The sequence below is a fragment of the Pedobacter sp. CG_S7 genome (genome assembly GCF_040544395.1).
GTDB lineage: Bacteria > Bacteroidota > Bacteroidia > Sphingobacteriales > Sphingobacteriaceae > Pedobacter.
The window spans coordinates 12,224-29,892 of sequence record NZ_JBEONS010000020.1; the positions used below are offsets into that span (position 1 = coordinate 12,224).

The following is a 17,669-nucleotide window of genomic DNA, read 5'->3' on the forward strand; positions in this document are numbered from 1 at the left end:
TGATAAGTGTTTAATTTAACTCGAATTGAGCAATCCGATTTTCCCAATAGAAAGGCTTTCCAATACTATTGATCTTCTTGAAAAAGATATCTAGCTTTATGTTCGACCGTTTAAAATCGTTCACGAAATTTTCTAAGCCTGATTGATAGCCGTTATAATATTTGCTGTAAATCTCTACTGCTGATTTTTCGGGCTTTTCTGTTGTAAATGCTAAATATTGATGCAAAGAAACCTCTACACCGTAAACCTCTCCAACTGACCCCCTCCTAATATAAACCTCTTTAAACCTGTCTCTGTTCTCTATGTTATCAAGCTGATTAATGGTAAATATTTTTTTCCTCTCGTGGGGGTTGATGGAAAGCAATTTTGCAATTTCATCGAAATTGTCTTTGAACTTGGTTTGGTCTAATAGGCAAACAGTATCCGAATTACTAATGATGCTGTCTTTTACAACAACGTTTCCGATAATATCACCCAGCTCTTGTGTTACGACAATTGCCTCACCATAAAACTTTCTAACTGTTTTGTAGAGGTATAAAATATATCCTGCCATTAAGGGGGAAGCTATTGCTTTCCACGCTTCTTCAATTATGAGTGCTTTTCTCTGATCTTTTCTAAACCTCATTTTTTGGATGAAAACATCCATAATGATTAAGGTTACGATTGGGAACAAAACTTTATGTTCTTTAATACTGTCTATCTCGAAAACAACAAACGGCTCTGTAAATAAAGAACCGTCTACCTCTTCGTTTAGGATTTGGTCAAATTCTCCACCTTTGTAAAACTTTTTAAGTACATATCTAAATTCGTCAATGTCAAAAGGTATTCTTTCTTGTTCTTTGATCTCCGGAATTTTATATAACGCAAATTGATAGAAAGAGTTAAAATTGAGTTCAACAACGTTCTTCTTTTTAAATTCCTCTTTGTTCTTTGCCTTGGCTTCATATAATTTTCGGCTGTAAACATCATCAGCTTCATCCTCTCTAAGCAATTGTATAGTAGCTTGTTTGGCCAAATTATAAATTCGATCATATTCCTTTACATATTGATCAAGCTTTTCATCAGGTGTTCCGACAAAATCATTCGTAAGTTTCTGTGCCTGTTTTTTAATGTCGTCAACATCTAAAATTGCTCTATCAGAATAATCAAACTCGGCTACTTCTGCTTCAGCTTCTTTAAAAATTTCGTTTTCTTGGATATCTGTCAGGTCTACAAAAAGAGGCTTACTGAAAAAATTACTGTAGTAGGATGAAATCACTTGCATAATAACGTCACTTTCAACCTGATTTACCGAGCCCTCTGCTCCTTTCCACAATAGGGAAACTAAGGTTTTTAAAAAATCCTTTTTTTCTATGTTGTACTCACCCTCATTAATTGCAAAGGGGTTCATTGTAATCGGTTTTTCGTCTGAATAAGTTATGTACTTACCACCGTAATAATTACATAAGCCCGAGTATGAGTGTCCTGTATCCACAATAACAACATCCATCAGCCATTTAGGGTCGGGTGAATTATTGTACATGCAATACTGCTCAATCAATGCATTCATAAAAAAAGATTTGCCTGAACCACTCGGGCCAAGAACAAATTTATTTCTGTTATTTATTCTACCCGTTTGCATCGGCAAATCGGCAGGGTCAATAGCTACGGGTACGCCTTGTCGGTCGGTAAATCTGATTTGGAAACCACTTTCTTCATCCTTGGACAAGGCTTCCTTAAAAAAAAAACATAGGGCGGCATCAGAGGTTGTTAAAAACAGATCGTAATCTTTTAACTCAACAGTGTTGCATGGTAGTGCCGATCTAAACAGCTCCATTTGATTATAGGCGTTCTGATTAGGAACAATACCTTGTTCAAAAAGTGAACTTTCAATATAATTGCAGGTCTGTTGTATCCTTTCAGCGTCCGCACAAACTAAAATATTGTAATGCGAATTGACCAACATTTGGTTCTCTCGTGCAACGTCAACCAGTAATTGATCAATATCCTCCACGCACATTGAATTTGCTGGGTCAGGTATTCCCGAATGCCTTTTGCGTTTTAACTCTAGCTTTCTCTGGGTAATATTTTGTGCTGGAATATCTATAACCTGATTGTACACAATCGTTTCATAGTTGGGTACATTATAAAGGAAACCCATTGTGTCGATTGGAAAACCTTTTAAACTGTCTTTATCGTTTCGTTCAAGATGGGTCGATACCTTTTCAGGCAAATCAATGACATCGATATTTATAAGGCTGATACTTCTAATGGCTTTGTTACCCATTCTAATTTCTTCCTCCCCAGCACTCATGTTGTTCAATGAAACGTTTTTTGTTTTGAAGTTCATTGATAAGATACGCATCACGTAATTATCGATTTCATTTGAATTAAGCACTTTCGGTGACAGGTTGTTTCGCTTCAGCAAGTCTTCAAGTTTTCCGATGTTTTGTTCAAATTCTTTATAATTTTTGGGGTTGTAGGAATAGAAACTTCCTCTTTTTCCCTTTCGGGTTATTACTAAATATGTTGTTAGTTCTGTATATTCTCTACCATTGAAATGTTCATCATACTTTTGTTGCAAGTAAACTTTCGCATCTTTTCTGTCGTAGATTTTTTTTGTAAGAACATCTTGTTTTTGAATAACGTAACCCTCTCCCAGTATCTTAATCATATTAATATATAACTGGTGGCAACTGTCGTATGCCGATGGGTCTGCCGAGTATTGCAGGACTGGGTTATTCATTTTGATGATAATCGCATAATCACCCTTTAGATTGTACAATGTTGGATATTTGCCTACTTCATCTGTTCCAAAATAAGGCAAACTAAACTCCGTTTTTCTTTTTTGTGCCATTTCTCAATTTTTTAAAATCCGAACCAAACTGGAATACACCCGTATGCCTAGTTTTAAAGTGTAATCCTTTCTTCTGCTGTTGTGCAGTAAAATAAAGCCCACCAATTAGACCACCTACGCAAACAAATCCGCCTAGTGCCATACTTGTTAAGCTACCTATCAAACCGCCCAATACAAGGGATATCACCAGTGAAGCGAGACCCCAACCAATAAATTTTCCTTGAAAACCTTTGTAGATAAGGGGCTTTTGCAAGCCCCTATAAATGTTGAATTGTTTTGCCATTATTGCTAAACTCCAAAGAAAGCTTTGATGACAACCGCACTTAGAACTAAGAAAAGGCAACTACCGCCCCATCCCATGAGTTCTTTGTTGATATCCTTATCACCCGAGTTCCATTTAATATAAACTAGAACCCCACCAATAAGACCAACTACGGCACCGATACCAAGGCAGAGTGTGGCAATCGGGTCTACATACTGACGCAATGAAGTGTTAGCGGCATTGATACCCGTTACACCGTCTGCCATTGCTACTTGTCCACTTAAAACACATAAGAATGCGAGGGCGAACGCTTTTTTAAATTTGTTTGACATTTTCATAATGAAAAAAATAAGGATTAGAGATTAAATGATTAAAAAATTTATGGACTTAACATTGAAATGTTCTTGGTTGGATAGTATGTAAATGCTATCTTTTTTGTGCTCGAGTAGAGCTGCTTTGTGCAGAAAAACTATTAAAATTTGGGTATAGCTGACGTGATCTGCGGATGCTCCGCTATGAAAACGATAAGATTTTTATTAAACCCCGTAAAGTGCGCCTATCATTACTGCTACTATTTCGAAAAAAATACAGGATAGGAACCAACCAACAACTTGGGCATCAATATGATGTTGACCTGTATTCCAGTTAGAGTAAACTCTAACACCACCTATTAGACCTGTAATAGCGCCCACGGCGTAGCACAAATTGACTAAAGAATTGTAGCTACGTTTAACCTCTCTAGTTGCATCACCTATTTCTTGTAGACCAGGTTGAGAAAAAGTAGACAAACAGAGCGCACAAAAAAAGGCTGTGATTATCACAACCTTTAAATGGTCAATTATTTTGTCTCGTTTCATATTAAAATACAAATGAACGTTTTACATCGATGGTCTCACTTTTTGCCAATTTGATCAAATCGGACATTTGAGTAATCCCACCCGTTGATTGGTTGATGTTGTGGGATAAAAGATTTAGTTCCTCTGTATCTTCATCCTCCCTCTCCCAAACTGTGTTTGCAATGGGTTCTTCTTGCACGTCATCGTCGGAAGCAATTTCTTGTGTAATAGGAATTGGAATATGATCTTCAACCTCTGTAGCTAAAACATCTTCGTGAAAGGTTAGTTCATCAGAATTGCTTGCGGATGGCGAGGTACTTTGTGACTTGATGCTATCTATAATAATATTGATAAGGTAATAAAGGACATAAGCAACTAGTACAATAAGAGTAAATTTTGACCAACTCATAATTATAAATCTTTAAGTGAATTTTTAAGTGAATTTTTGATTTCAGTTTTTATATCGGGGTAACGCTCCATAAAATCGTCTAAAAGGAAGTTTATAAATTGGGTAACATCTATATCAAGTGCATTTTTTAGATGGCCTAGTATTGCTGAATGTTTGTCATCAATTCTGATCAGCATCTTCTTGCTACCCATTACTTTATGTTCACGGATGGCAGATATTACCTTTTCCAAATCGCCACCTTTTGACGTTGGTCGGTTTGACAAATCTTTTTTTGGTGATTCATTTTTTATTTGCGGTGGGCTTTCTTCTTTATATATTTCAGTTGCTTTTTCCCCCTGTGAAGAATTTTGATCAACTGGTTTATCACGCTCCTGTCGCACTTGTGCGGTTAACGCTTTAATGGATTGCATTGTCATGGGCTTTACTTCTTAAAAATTCATTATAGATTAATTCAAATACAGGAGCAACAACCTGTATGACAGTAGGGGGTGTTTCGTAGGTTGTTATACGTTGAAAATCTATCCTTTCAGCTATTGGCTGGGTTACGGCACCAAATTTCTGTAAACCAGTATTGACACTTTCTAAGGTTTCATATTTTACGCTGGCTCTAATCCTGTTCGGTATAAAAACTATGGGTACATCTTTGTTAAGATATTTTACTACAGATGAAAAGTCAATGGTTGCATTGACTGAAAATTCATCATAGGCAAAAGGGCTAATGATTAAATCCACCCCTTCAAATATTGGAATTAGTGCATCATTCTCAATATTACCTGCTACATCTAGTATTGCAATCTGATCTTGATTTTCCTTGAATACACTGCTGATAATATCAAATTGATTAATTTCTAATGTTTCAACCTCGTAAAGCGGAGGGTTCTCTAAAACTAATGAGGCTTGGTGTTTATTGTAAATAGATTGTTGGTTGTCCATATCAAATATGACAACTTCCCTGTTTTGCACTAAGGATAGATAATTTGAAAAGAGTACCGCTAGAGTAGACTTACCCACTCCCCCTTTTTGGTTTGCAAATAATATTATCATAATAGTTGTGGTTTAGCGTGTGTTAATTCTTGCCTTTTTTTCTCTGCGCCTGTTTCGTCCATGTATTTGGCTATCGTCTACATCATCTGAAATATTCAGATCAAAGCCCTCAATAGCCTCTAGTAAACTGCTTGATTCTTGTGGTTCTAATTCTGAAAAGTTCGAATAATCTTTTTGTATTGATTTTGAGTCGTTTTCTTTTTGCTGTAATAACCCCTCATTGTTTGCCAAGATTGAAAACTCCTTTTCACTAGTTACCCTTTTAACATCTAACAGGTAACCGTTATCTTTATCCATTACGTAGAGAGATCCAGCATGTGTGTGTATTTCGAGTTTATGAAAGTTTAAACCCTCATTTATTGAACCGAACTCATATATTGCTGATTTTAAATAAGCTGATATTTCGTGTAGTTTCTCTTTAGGGATTTGTGAAAGTGATACCTCAAAATCTTTATCTGCAAAGATGTTGTTAACCGCTTCCTGTTCTTTGTAGCTATCAACCTTTATTACGTGTGTATCAATTTTTTGGAACTCCCCTTGTTTGATAAATTCTTTTAATGGCATTATTTCCCCACCCTTGAAAACCACACTTTCCTTATTATCTATGATTGTGTAACCATGAGGCGGTAAATCATTTTTACCATGAAATACTATATCCAGACCTACCCTCTTTAGTTTATCGGCAAGATCAGAGGTATAACCAACCTGCTTAAGTTCTTTGGTTCTGGATGGCTCATATACTGGCCGAATTTCAGAACTGTTTGATTTTTTATACTTTGCGACGATCTTCCTCACTTGGGCAATTCTTTTCTTATCAGGATTATATTGCCCTATCTTTTTATTTACCTCATGCATCGGTATTTCCCCCTGAATACTATCGTACTTTCTTAGGATAATTTTGCTTTCATCACTACTTGTACGAAAGCCCCTTTGCTCGAGCAATAATTTAAACTGGGGTAAACTAGACACGTTAAAAGCGAAAGCCCTCTTAATAGTTTCTGCGGTGTCGTGCTTAATATCGGTACGCATTATTTTTTGAATGGCCGAGGCTGATTTTAGATATTCCAAACTGTCGGGTATTTTCAAACCGTTGGGCTGTATTCTACTACTCACAAGATGAACATGATTGTTATCGGTATCCTTATGGAAGATGACCATGTAAGGATTTTGGCTGTAGCCCATTTCTTTCATATAGGCATCAGCAATTTTTGTCAATTCCTGTTTATCATACTCCCTACCAGTACATGATATCATCGCATGAAATTGTTTTTCCTTTACTTCCGAATTGATGGATGAATAAGCTTTAAGGTAATTTTTGTATTCCTCCGGCATGAGGTTTGGAACATTTTGCAGGTAGCCGAAATTTTCAACTTTCATCAGCTCGCCCAAATCTTTTTCAGTTTTCTTGGTATTGTAGCTAACTCCGTTGAAAGAACTACTACTGTTAAGAATTTTTGCTAACATACTATCCTTTCATAATTCGGTACATTAAACGGAAAAGCTTGTGTAACTCGCTTTCCTGCTCGAGAAAGATTTTCATGTGATTGTTGAAATCAGTTACTACGTTTGGCGGTAGATCATGGGTCTTAGTAATCGTATTAGCGTGCTTAGCTAATTGATTGATATTACTTCCAACCCTGCCAATGTCTGCCCCGATGATTGATAACTGATTGATAACATCTTTTGTAACAATGAAACTTTGATTTTCTAAAACTCGCTTTTTAAAAAGCATTGTTCTGTTCAAACCTGTATCATTTTCCAGCTGTCCTAAAGCGGAGTATTCTTTTGGAGTTAACCTAAGATGTACTTGTTGTGTCGCTTTATCTTCTGGTTTTTTTTCAGGTCTACCACCTTTATTTCTACCCATAATATTGTGCTATTTGTAATAAGAAAAATGAGTTGCGAATTTTTCCCTACCCCCATTTATTAAAATCTAATGAGGTACGAATGGATTTTATGAATGGGCAAGAGGTTAAAGTGATCCAAAAACCCGTAGAGTTTTTTGATACACGAAAACACATCTTGCAATATGAAAAACAACAAACTGTTTTGGCATTAAAATCGCCTGAATTACGGTCGCTCAAGATATAGCGATATGGACATCCCTTTAGACCATAACCATTATTTCCAATCATCCAAAAATTTTAAATTAAAACCATATATAAGAATATATATCAACGTATAGATGTATATGCGTGTAACCCTATAGATAAACAGATAGATATATATGTCATTTTGAAAAAAATCTTTTACAGCAAAAAGAAAAAGTTGAAGCAAAAGCTTTAGTACAGGCAGAGAGTATGACCTCAATTGATTAACTAATTAATCCTGCCTGTATACAATTTTTTTAGGAATACACACGTCGTTACTTTACCGTACGGACAAAACTGCCTGCCTATGGTTCATTGAAGATAAGCCGATTTCATACTCGTATGAATTTGGGTTATTACAACTGCACATAATTTTTGATTCATCATCAAAAACGTTTCTTCCCTGCCATTCAAAGTACTTGCCTTTTCTGCATATATTTTGGAATAATATATATAGATATACAAATATACAGTTTTGCTATATTTTGCAAAACTTTTCTTATATTTTGCTATATTTAAATTGCATTATACTGATTTACAGTGTAATAAAATTATAGCTTTTTGTAAATCAATAACGTAAGTGGCTTATCAGGTTCGATTTTGGTTTGCTCCTAGATTAAAGAGATCGGGCGAAGTCTGGTAATTACCAATAGAGATTGATAATCCAAAATTGGCGATAGATTGAATGAGAAAAAATACGCAAAAACTACTATTTATATATGGTTGGCATAGTATTTATATGGTAAGTAATTCTACGTACTCATTTGTAAACGACTGGTAAATAGGGGAATAAATATATACGTATAATTACCTATATGTATATATATATATTGAATTGCGTATAAATAGAAGTGTAGTAATAAGGTATTAGTCAGTGACAAATACCCTATTTAACTCATACCTACTGGACACTCCGACCTTTAGAAATATATTTTGACTATGCTTCGTAACCGTTCTTTCGGAAATAAATAGCTGATCTGCAATGTCTTTATATTTCAGGCCCTGACAGATTAACTCTACGACATCTTTTTCTCTGCTGGTTAGCTTAAAACTCTCACATTTTAAGTCGAATTTCTCCCCAGCGCTTAAGTTGTTTTCACGCGACAATAGCTGTGAAAGTATTTCATTATTCTTCCTAGCTTCTTTGACATTAGTATAGAAAAATAATAATGAGATGAACACAAAGCTTGTATTCATTACAGAAACTTCTAAGATTTGGCTACCCTGAAAATAGGCGATGCCTGGCAACGAAATCCAAGGCATAAGGGAAACAAAAAAAAGCATGATTTGAAAATTCTTTTCCCCGTCTTCTTTTAATTTTTTACGGATGGCAATGAAAATATTATACATAGCATAAAAACTATATATAAAGGGTATAATCATTCCGTGTTTGACCGATTGAATAATTTTGCCTGATATCATATATTCAATCACGATGAATAGAACAAAAGGTAGAAATAAGAACATGCCAACACCCCAAACTGCATGAAAGCGTATAGAACGTAAACCGTAGGTTTTATAAAAATAGTAGGGAATATAGCACCCTACCGCAAATCCACTTCCATAGGCCAAAATATTCTGAAGCACTATTGATAAATTTTGGTTAGGATCAGGAAATAAACCGCCAAGAAGATTATAAATCACAAATAAAAACAAGAGCAATAAATAGTAACTCTGTTTTTTATCCATAGGGTTTTGGAGGTAAAAAAGGACTTGATATAACAATAGGATAGTTTCGCTAATTAAAAAGACCAGCGTTACCAGTTCCATATCTGAATTGAGAACTTTCATAGGTAAATGACAGAAGAAGGATTAGATGATAACTCTAGGGGCGTTTAAGCATAAACAATGTGTACGTAAACTCTATCTTATCATAAATTTCAAAATTAAAATTTTGATACCACGGGATATTTTTTGCGGTTGAAGTTTCTAACAGGATAGGCAGTTTTTGTTTCTCTGAATCTTGTATGATTTCGGAAAGCAGTTTGCTTCCCTCTCCTTGATGTTGAGCTGATTTGTCCACACCAATAAACCAAAGGTAATAGAACGGTTCTTTTGGATAACGTTTTTTTATTTGCGTTTCCCTACTCATTGCCTTACTAGCTCGCCCAATACCAATACAGTTAATAATAAGCATCAGGTCTAACCAAATCACTTTTAAGGTAGTTTTCTTTTTGTGGGGATACATTATTAAAGCGCACCCAGTCTTCTCGTCATTTAAATAGACTTCCCCAAATAAATTGCACATATCAAAAGAGTATGCCATTAAAGCCCGTATTCTTTGTACTCGTTTCTCGTCATTATTTATAATAAAATTTATGCTTTGGTTATCTTCAAACGAATCTGTCAAAATCTCAATTACTAAATCTCTTTCTTCTTCTATAGCTTTTATCATCGGTATATGTAGATCTCTATGCATAAAAACGCACATACAACATTATTCTAAAGTTTCATATCTTTAGAGACTGTAAAAAATCCCATTTTGTTTTCGGGATCAGTATATTTTTAATAACGGCAATACACGGTTATGCTATATATTTTAATTAAAAAAAAAGCGAAGCTATTTTAAATAATGAGTGAAATTGTTCAATTAAAAAAAATTCGAAAAGCTCTTGGACTTAACCAAAACGACTTCGCCAATTCCATAGGCTTGACTCAGGGGGGATACTCTGACATCGAGCGTGGGAAAAATGGGATATCAGGTACAGTAAAAAAAATGTTAATTCTCGTCCATCATATTAATATAACTTTTTTGGACGGTAAGGGGGAAATGTTTTATATAGAAATGCCAACGGATGAAACGGAACTGAGCATTTCATCTACCCCAATGGGTAGTGATACTAAAGACAGTACTATCGCACTTTTACAGGCAGACATAGACCGATTGAAAGCTGAGCGTGATCTTTATATTGAACTATTAAACTCGAAAGACAAAACCATAGAAAGTTTGGAAAAGCAACTAAAAAATAAATGACGTCATAACGTCATTATATTATTGTTTCTTTGTATCATTGTATAAAGATGTATACTAATGAAAACAATAGCTATTTTAAACCATAAGGGGGGTACAGGTAAAACCACCTCTGCCCTAAACATTGGTGCTGGTTTGGCTCGATTGAAGAAAAAGACACTTCTTGTAGATATCGACCCACAATCAAATTTAACAGAGGGCTTAGGCATTCGAGACGTAGAAACATCAATATACGAAAGCCTCAGTGATGTTAAGTATAAAACCCCTCTACCTATTCAGAAAATTTCGGAGTATTTGCACATAATTCCATCTTCATTGGATTTGCTGGGTGCAGAATTGGAACTTGTATCAAGGCCAAATCGTGAGCGTATTTTTGCTACGTTACTTGAGCCGTTAAAGAAAATTTACGATTACATTATCATCGATTGTCCACCAGCTTTAGGAATGCTTACAATGAATGCTCTTGTTCCATGCGATACGGTACTTGTACCTTTAGAAGCAGACTTTTATTCTTACAGGGGAATTGATAGGTTGGTAACGATTATTGAAACTGTGCAATTGCATTTTAATCCGACACTAGCAATTGGTGGGGTATTTATTACTAAATGTAATCCGCAAAGATTATTAACTAAAAGTATTACAGAAAGCGTAAAGAAACATTTTAATGATACGCTTTTTAAAACAATAATTCGTGTCAATGTTGACCTTGCCGAAGCTCCTGTGTCGGGCAAAGATATTTTTAATTATGCACCCACGTCAAATGGAGCAAAGGATTATTCAGATTTAGTGGACGAACTATTAACAAAAATTTAAGATTATGGCAAAGACTAAAGACTTTGGAGGCTTAGAAAGTAATAATAAAAATATAGGTAATGGAGTTAACGCCCTTATAAAATCCCCTTTGCAGTCAAAAAGTACAGCAAAAGAAGAACAAATTAAAGAAGATGATGTCGACTTGTCTAATTACCCTCTAAGAATACCGAGAGCTACATTGAAGGCGCTAAAAACTATTGCACTCGACCGTGATACATCGGTAAAGGAGATAATCATGATTGCCTTACATGAAAAATATAATATATAATTAAATCAATAGATTATAATACATTAGTACGGATGTACTAGTTTACTTGGCGTTGACGCCGTATCAATAAACGGTGGTATTATGAGATTTTATTATATCTTTAAAACTGTTTAAGATTCAAAACGGGCAACATCTCACAAACTTGTATCATTAAACAAAATCTATTATAAATATTAATAAAGGTTTTATTGATACAATTATGAAAATTGGATATGCCAGAGTTTCTACAAAAGAACAAAATCTAAATTTGCAAATCGAAGCACTCGAAAAGGCAGGATGCGAAATTATTTTTAAAGAAACGATTTCTGGAGCAACAAAGTTTCGTCCTGAACTCGATAGAATGATTGCTCAGTTCCGAAAAAGTGATGAACTAATTGTTTGGAAACTTGATCGGTTAGGAAGAAGCTTAACACATATTATTGATTTAGTTTTGAGTTTAAGTGAAAAAGGAATCATTATTAAAGGCTTGACAGATGGAGTTGACACTTCAACGATCAACGGCAGGCTCTTCTTAAATATAATGGCTTCATTAGCGGAATATGAAAGAGAATTGATTAGAGAAAGAACAAATGCTGGTTTGCAATCTGCAAGAGCTAGAGGTCGTATCGGAGGTAGGCCAAAAGGCTTCGCGAAAGATACGATTGCCAAATTATTGGTTATGCGCTCTGTTTATAAAGACCTAGATAAAACTCCAGAGGAAATTTATAAAGGGCTTCAGTTGACAAGACCAACCTTCTATAGATATGCAAAGATTCTCGATACCCACACCAATGAAGAAATAAAAAAGATGGTGAAAAGATAAAAAACGATGAATAACGTAACAAAGGAATATCAGGATTGGCTTAAAGACCTCAAGTCCAAAGTTAGATCTGCACAATTAAAAACATCCGTTGCCGTGAACTCAGCTGTAGTCGGCTTTTATTTAGAGTTGGGCAAAATGATTTCACAGAAAACTGCTCTAAGTAATTGGGGGGAACAAGATTCTAGAACAAGTTTCTAGGGATTTAAAGTCTGAATTTCCGAACATGAAAGGTCTTTCCAGAACCAATCTTTCTTATGCAAAGCAATTTTTTGAATTTTATCAATCTTCAATTGTCCAACAAGCTGTTGGACAATTACAAACACTTGATGATATCAAACCACAACATCCCATAATGCAGATTCCATGGGGGCTTAACATACTCATCTTTAGTAAAGCAAATGATGTTAACGAAGCATACTTTTATATCCAAGAAACTATGGAAAATGGCTGGAGCAGAGATGTGTTAGCTCTTCAGATAAAAACAAATACCTACAATAGGCAAGGAAAGGCTATCACAAATTTTTAGAATACACTTCCTGACCATCTATCTGAACTCGCTCAGCAGACATTAAAAGATGGTTTATATGAATTTTTTTATCAAGATCGCATATGATTTAAAAAACCTAGCACGGTTTAAAAGCTTTGGATTAAAGTATTTATTGCCCTAGACTGTTTAACATTTGGGTGTAAACTAAAATTTAATTATTTATCTTAGCCATTATCTCTCAATGTGAGGGACTTGATACCATTTCATATTTAGATTGAATGAAATTAACCTCTTATCACGCTAAATATTTTGCTCATGAACTTACCAGACAACTGCCATCTAATGATATTGGTAAGTTTACGGCTTCGTTACAAGATGCGCAGGTAGATTTAAATCCGCACCAAGTTGAGGCAGCCTTATTTGCTTTTCAATCACCGCTATCTCATGGTGCTGTTTTAGCGGACGAGGTTGGTCTAGGTAAAACAATTGAATCTGGCATAATTTTATCCCAACAGTGGGCCGAGCGTAAAAGAAAATTGTTGATTATATGTCCATCCAACTTGCGAAAGCAATGGAATCAGGAATTAGCAGATAAATTTTTTCTTTCTTCTACAATTTTAGAAACTAAATCTTTTAATCAGGCAATAAAGGAAGGTTTCTTAAATCCCTTTAATAGAGAAGATAGTATAATTATCTGTTCTTATCAGTTTGCAAAAAATAAGGCTTCTTATTTAGAACAAACCAAATGGGATTTGGTAATTATAGATGAAGCACATCGATTAAGAAATGTTTATAAACCATCCAATAAAATTGGCAACGCCATAAAGAGTGCATTAGCCGATAGAAAAAAAGTATTGCTTACAGCCACACCATTGCAAAATTCAGTATTAGAGTTATATGGTTTAGTGAGCATTATTGACGATTATATATTCGGTGATTTAAAAAGTTTCAAAAGCCAATATAGTAAACAATTGGATGAAGATGATTATGATGAATTAAAAAGCAGATTACAACCAATTTGTAAAAGAACACTCCGCCGGCAAGTTTTAGAATATATAAATTATACCAATAGAAAAGCGATAAGAGAAGAGTTCTATCCATCTGATGAAGAGCAAAAATTATATGATTGGGTATCTGAATATTTACAGAGACCAAAACTATACGCTCTGCCATCTAGTCAAAGGCAATTAATGACTTTAATTCTTCGTAAATTATTAGCATCATCAACCTATGCCATTTATGGAACTCTGGATACCTTAGTTAAAAAGCTAGAGGATATTTTAATCAATCATACGCCAAATTTATTTGAAGATGTGCAAGCAGATTACGAAAGCTTAACGGAGCAAGAGGATGAATGGCAAGAGGATGAAGAGGTAGAGGATATTATTGATTTAATCGAATACTCTGATGAAGATTTAGAAAATATTAAAATAGAAATCGAAGATCTTAAAAGATTTAGGGAACTGGCTTATGTAATTAAAAAAAATAGCAAAGCAGAAAAGCTTTTTGAAGCTTTGAATAAAGGATTTAAAGAATTAGAAAGATTAAAGGCAAACCAAAAAGCCTTAATATTTACTGAATCGAGAAGAACGCAACAGTTTTTAATTAATCTGTTGGAAGCTCGTGGTTTTAAAGATAAAGTAGTTCAATTTAATGGTTCTAATAACGATCCTAAATCTAATGCAATTTACAAAGCGTGGGCAAAAGAACATAAGGATACTGATAAAATAACGGGTTCGCCAACTGCCGATAAAAGAGCTTCGATAGTCGATTATTTTAAAGATGAAGCGACAATAATGGTAGCAACCGAGGCAGCCGCCGAAGGAATTAATTTGCAGTTTTGCTCATTGGTCGTAAACTTCGATCTTCCTTGGAATCCTCAGCGTATCGAACAAAGAATAGGTAGGTGCCATCGTTACGGTCAAAAGTTTGATGTAGTCGTTGTTAACTTTCTAAATCTTGCGAACGCAGCAGATATTAGAGTTTACGAGTTATTAGAAGAAAAATTTCAATTGTTTGAAGGGGTTTTTGGCTCAAGCGATGAAATATTAGGCGCAATTGGTAATGGTGTCGATTTTGAAAAGCGCATTGCACAAATTTATCAAAACTGCCGTACTACCGAAACCATAAAGCAAGCTTTTGATGATTTGCAAAAAGAGTTGCAACCAGAAATATCTGAAAAAATACAGGCTGTAAGAACTACGCTTTTAGAAAATTTTGATGAGGAAGTAAAAGAAAAGTTAAGAGTAAATTTTGCAGAAACTAAAGCAAACTTAAATCGGTTTGAACAGAAGCTTTGGCTTACGACACAGTTCTTCTTAAAAGATAAGGCAACATTTAATAATGATGATTTCTCTTTTAGTTTAAACCAAAATCCATTTCCTGATGAAAATATTCATCAAGGCCCTTACATGATTTTGCGCCCTGAAGAAGGAAAGCGGAAATCAGATATTCATGTGCCTGATGATACAAACATTTATAGGATAGGGCATAAATTGGCTAAGCGTATTTTAACAGCTTGCAAAGAAGAAAGTACACCTGTAAAAGAACTCGTTTTCGATTATACCAACACGCCCACAAAGATAACACTGCTAGAAAACCTTGTTAGTCAATCAGGTTGGCTTCAAGTACAAACACTTAGTGTTAACTCTTTTGAACAAGAAGATTATTTGTTGATCTCTTGCTTTACAGCTACAGGCGAATTGATTGATAAAGACACCGCTTCCCGTTTCTTCTCCATTGATGCTCGTGAAAGTAGTTCGATAGAATTACCCGCTGAAACTAATAATAAATTTAAAGAACTCATATTTAAAGAAAAACAAGAAGTATTATCAGAAAATGCTAGCCGAAATAGAGATTTCTTCGATATAGAGATGGATAAATTAGACCAGTGGGCAGATGATATGAAAATCAGCTTGGATAGGGAAATTAAAGACCTAGATGCCGAAATTAAACTTCGTAAGGCAGAAGCTAAAAAGATGCTTGATTTAGGGGCTAAAGTAAAAGCACAACGTCAAATTAAAGAACTAGAGAAAAAACGTAGCGAAAAACGCCAAACCCTTTTTGAAGCGCAAGATCAAATAGACGATAAAAAGGATGCGCTTTTAACCAATATCGAAAAAATGCTCAGCCAAAAGATCGAGCAAAAAGAGTTATTTACTTTTAAATGGAGGATGATATAAGTGGAAGATGAGAATATTGTAATAGAATATAAGAGCTTAAAAAAAGTTACTACCGGTGGAGATGCAGGTATTAAAGATTTGGCTCAGACTTGTGTTTGTTTAGCCAATGCACAAGGGGGGAAGATTTTTATTGGCATCGAGGATAAGGAAAAAGAACCACCCAAAGGGCAAAAAATTACGTCAGTTGTTATCAATAATACAATAACTAAGCTACGGTCACTTTGCTATAGTGTCGGTCTTGTTTTAGGCGATCTGGCACAACACTCTAATAGTGGTGAATTTTTTCACATTACAGTACAGCCAACTTTAAAAACAATTGCCACAACATCCGATGGAAAAATCTATATAAGGGTTGGGAACCAATGTCAGCCAGTTAGAGGGGATGAAGTTATGAGGTTGGCTGCTCAAAAAGATGCTTTTCAGTGGGAAACACAACTACGGGCAGTGAATTTAAACGAACTCCCTAAAGATAATATTTCATGGTTTGCCAACCAGATACGAGATTCAGATAGAGTAAAAACTTTTGTTAAACAGATGTCTGATTTGGAAATAGCAGAGCATTATAATCTTATTTATAACTCAATTGCTACAAATCTTGGAGTATTGTGGCTTGGCACACCAGCGCAACGTAGTAGAATACTATATCCCATAACCGTACAGTATATTGTTTACGATGATTTAGAGAAAAAGATTAGAAAGGAAGATTGGAACGATTGCACACTTAATCCTAAAGAACTATTGCTAAGTATTGAAAAGCAAGCAATAGAACTTACATATTTTGATGAGTTTCCTCTAGGGTTATTTAGAAATAAAATCCGACATTACGATGAAAGAGTAATTAGAGAACTTTTAATCAATGCAATAGCACATAAAAGCTATACTATTTCTGGTGATATTTTTATAAAATCATACCCAGATAGATTGGAAATATCAAATCCTGGAGGCCTACCTTTAGGTATTACTACTGACAATATACTTCACTCAACAATTCGAAGAAATCCCCACCTAATTAATATTTTAGAAGATTTAAAATTAATGGAAGGAGAGGGTAGCGGTTATGATTTAATGTATGAGATATCGAGTAGAGATAGTAAGAAATTCCCAATAGTATATTCCGATTTTAATACAACAAAAGTTGTTCAATATTCTAAAATATTGGACGAGGAAGCTTTATTATTAATGGATTTCATTGCTAAACAATACCAGTTGTCCCAAAAAGAATTTATTGTTTTAGGTATTGTAGCTCGTCACAAGAAAATACCAACAACTATTTTAACAAAAGAGTTGCAACTTAGTGATGAAGACAGGCTACGTTCTTACGTTTCCAAACTTGTTGAGAAAGCTATTCTAACTACTAGAGGTATTAAAAAAGGTACAGAATATTTAATTAATCCAAAATTAATAAGTAGTTCTAAAATCAATATTAAGCCAACACTTAAAACAATAGAGTCACACCGATTACAGGCTTTAATTGAAGAGGATTTATCCAAATATCCAAATAGCTTATTAGCAGATATTCATAAACGTTTAGAAGATGTACCAATTGAAGATATCAGAAAGCTAGTTTATGCAATGGTGAAAAAAGATATTCTCGAACATTCTGGCGGTAAAACCTACAGAACCTATCATTTGGTTAAAAAAAATAGAAACGAAAAAGAAAATTAAATAC

At 34.7% G+C, this 17,669-nt stretch carries 18 protein-coding genes; 7 read left to right on the forward strand and 11 right to left on the reverse strand.

Annotated elements, in window-relative coordinates; translation table 11 throughout:
* Positions 1-10 precede the first annotated feature (10 nt).
* The 11 genes from AAKU52_RS11465 to AAKU52_RS11515 all read right to left on the reverse strand — a co-directional run bounded on the left by AAKU52_RS11465 (position 11) and on the right by AAKU52_RS11515 (position 9,872).
* Entirely contained in the window at positions 11-2,836 is a 2,826-nt protein-coding gene (locus AAKU52_RS11465) for a TraG/VirB4 family ATPase (RefSeq protein ID WP_354333520.1), read from the reverse strand.
* Entirely contained in the window at positions 2,808-3,119 is a 312-nt protein-coding gene (locus tag AAKU52_RS11470) for a plasmid transfer protein (protein ID WP_354333522.1), read from the reverse strand. Before AAKU52_RS11470 ends, AAKU52_RS11465 begins: the two co-directional genes overlap by 29 nt.
* A gap of 5 nt (positions 3,120-3,124) precedes the next feature.
* Positions 3,125-3,436 (reverse strand): DUF4134 domain-containing protein, encoded by a 312-nt coding sequence (locus AAKU52_RS11475; RefSeq protein WP_354333526.1) that lies wholly within the window; start codon positions 3,434-3,436, stop codon positions 3,125-3,127.
* A 198-nt stretch (positions 3,437-3,634) separates the two neighbouring features.
* Entirely contained in the window at positions 3,635-3,919 is a 285-nt protein-coding gene (locus AAKU52_RS11480) for a DUF4134 family protein (protein WP_354333528.1), read from the reverse strand.
* A gap of 37 nt (positions 3,920-3,956) precedes the next feature.
* A complete protein-coding gene (locus AAKU52_RS11485) occupies positions 3,957-4,343 on the reverse strand; it encodes a hypothetical protein (RefSeq protein ID WP_354333530.1) in 387 nt (128 codons plus the stop codon).
* Between the two features lie 2 nt (positions 4,344-4,345).
* A complete protein-coding gene (locus AAKU52_RS11490; RefSeq protein WP_354333532.1) occupies positions 4,346-4,753 on the reverse strand; it encodes a hypothetical protein in 408 nt (135 codons plus the stop codon).
* Positions 4,740-5,387, reverse strand: coding sequence for a ParA family protein (locus tag AAKU52_RS11495; RefSeq protein ID WP_354333534.1), 648 nt, complete (start codon positions 5,385-5,387; stop codon positions 4,740-4,742). The genes AAKU52_RS11490 and AAKU52_RS11495 overlap by 14 nt, the downstream gene beginning before the upstream one ends.
* Before the next feature lie 12 nt (positions 5,388-5,399).
* The gene (locus tag AAKU52_RS11500) at positions 5,400-6,851 is read right to left on the reverse strand and encodes a relaxase/mobilization nuclease domain-containing protein (protein WP_354333536.1); all 1,452 of its coding nucleotides are present in this window, start codon (positions 6,849-6,851) and stop codon (positions 5,400-5,402) included.
* Position 6,852: 1 nt separating this feature from the next.
* Positions 6,853-7,254, reverse strand: a complete 402-nt coding sequence (gene mobC, locus AAKU52_RS11505; RefSeq protein ID WP_354333538.1) for a plasmid mobilization relaxosome protein MobC — start codon at positions 7,252-7,254, stop codon at positions 6,853-6,855.
* A 1,090-nt stretch (positions 7,255-8,344) separates the two neighbouring features.
* A complete protein-coding gene (locus tag AAKU52_RS11510) occupies positions 8,345-9,268 on the reverse strand; it encodes a response regulator transcription factor (RefSeq protein WP_354333540.1) in 924 nt (307 codons plus the stop codon).
* A 34-nt stretch (positions 9,269-9,302) separates the two neighbouring features.
* Positions 9,303-9,872: a GNAT family N-acetyltransferase gene (locus AAKU52_RS11515; protein WP_354333542.1), complete on the reverse strand. Its 570-nt coding sequence runs from the start codon at positions 9,870-9,872 to the stop codon at positions 9,303-9,305.
* A 177-nt stretch (positions 9,873-10,049) separates the two neighbouring features.
* Here AAKU52_RS11515 and AAKU52_RS11520 point away from each other — a divergent pair, with 177 nt between their 5' ends.
* From AAKU52_RS11520 to AAKU52_RS11550, 7 genes are all read left to right on the forward strand, one after another.
* Positions 10,050-10,451, forward strand: coding sequence for a helix-turn-helix domain-containing protein (locus tag AAKU52_RS11520; protein WP_354333545.1), 402 nt, complete (start codon positions 10,050-10,052; stop codon positions 10,449-10,451).
* 57 nt (positions 10,452-10,508) lie between these two features.
* Positions 10,509-11,261, forward strand: a complete 753-nt coding sequence (locus AAKU52_RS11525) for a ParA family protein (RefSeq protein WP_354333547.1) — start codon at positions 10,509-10,511, stop codon at positions 11,259-11,261.
* Between the two features lie 4 nt (positions 11,262-11,265).
* Entirely contained in the window at positions 11,266-11,529 is a 264-nt protein-coding gene (locus AAKU52_RS11530; RefSeq protein ID WP_354333549.1) for a hypothetical protein, read from the forward strand.
* A gap of 199 nt (positions 11,530-11,728) precedes the next feature.
* Positions 11,729-12,331, forward strand: a complete 603-nt coding sequence (locus AAKU52_RS11535; protein WP_354333551.1) for a recombinase family protein — start codon at positions 11,729-11,731, stop codon at positions 12,329-12,331.
* A 178-nt stretch (positions 12,332-12,509) separates the two neighbouring features.
* Positions 12,510-12,857, forward strand: coding sequence for a DUF1016 N-terminal domain-containing protein (locus tag AAKU52_RS11540; protein ID WP_354333636.1), 348 nt, complete (start codon positions 12,510-12,512; stop codon positions 12,855-12,857).
* Between the two features lie 239 nt (positions 12,858-13,096).
* Positions 13,097-16,000, forward strand: a complete 2,904-nt coding sequence (locus AAKU52_RS11545) for an SNF2-related protein (RefSeq protein WP_354333553.1) — start codon at positions 13,097-13,099, stop codon at positions 15,998-16,000.
* The gene (locus AAKU52_RS11550) at positions 16,001-17,665 is read left to right on the forward strand and encodes an ATP-binding protein (RefSeq protein ID WP_354333555.1); all 1,665 of its coding nucleotides are present in this window, start codon (positions 16,001-16,003) and stop codon (positions 17,663-17,665) included.
* Positions 17,666-17,669 lie beyond the last annotated feature (4 nt).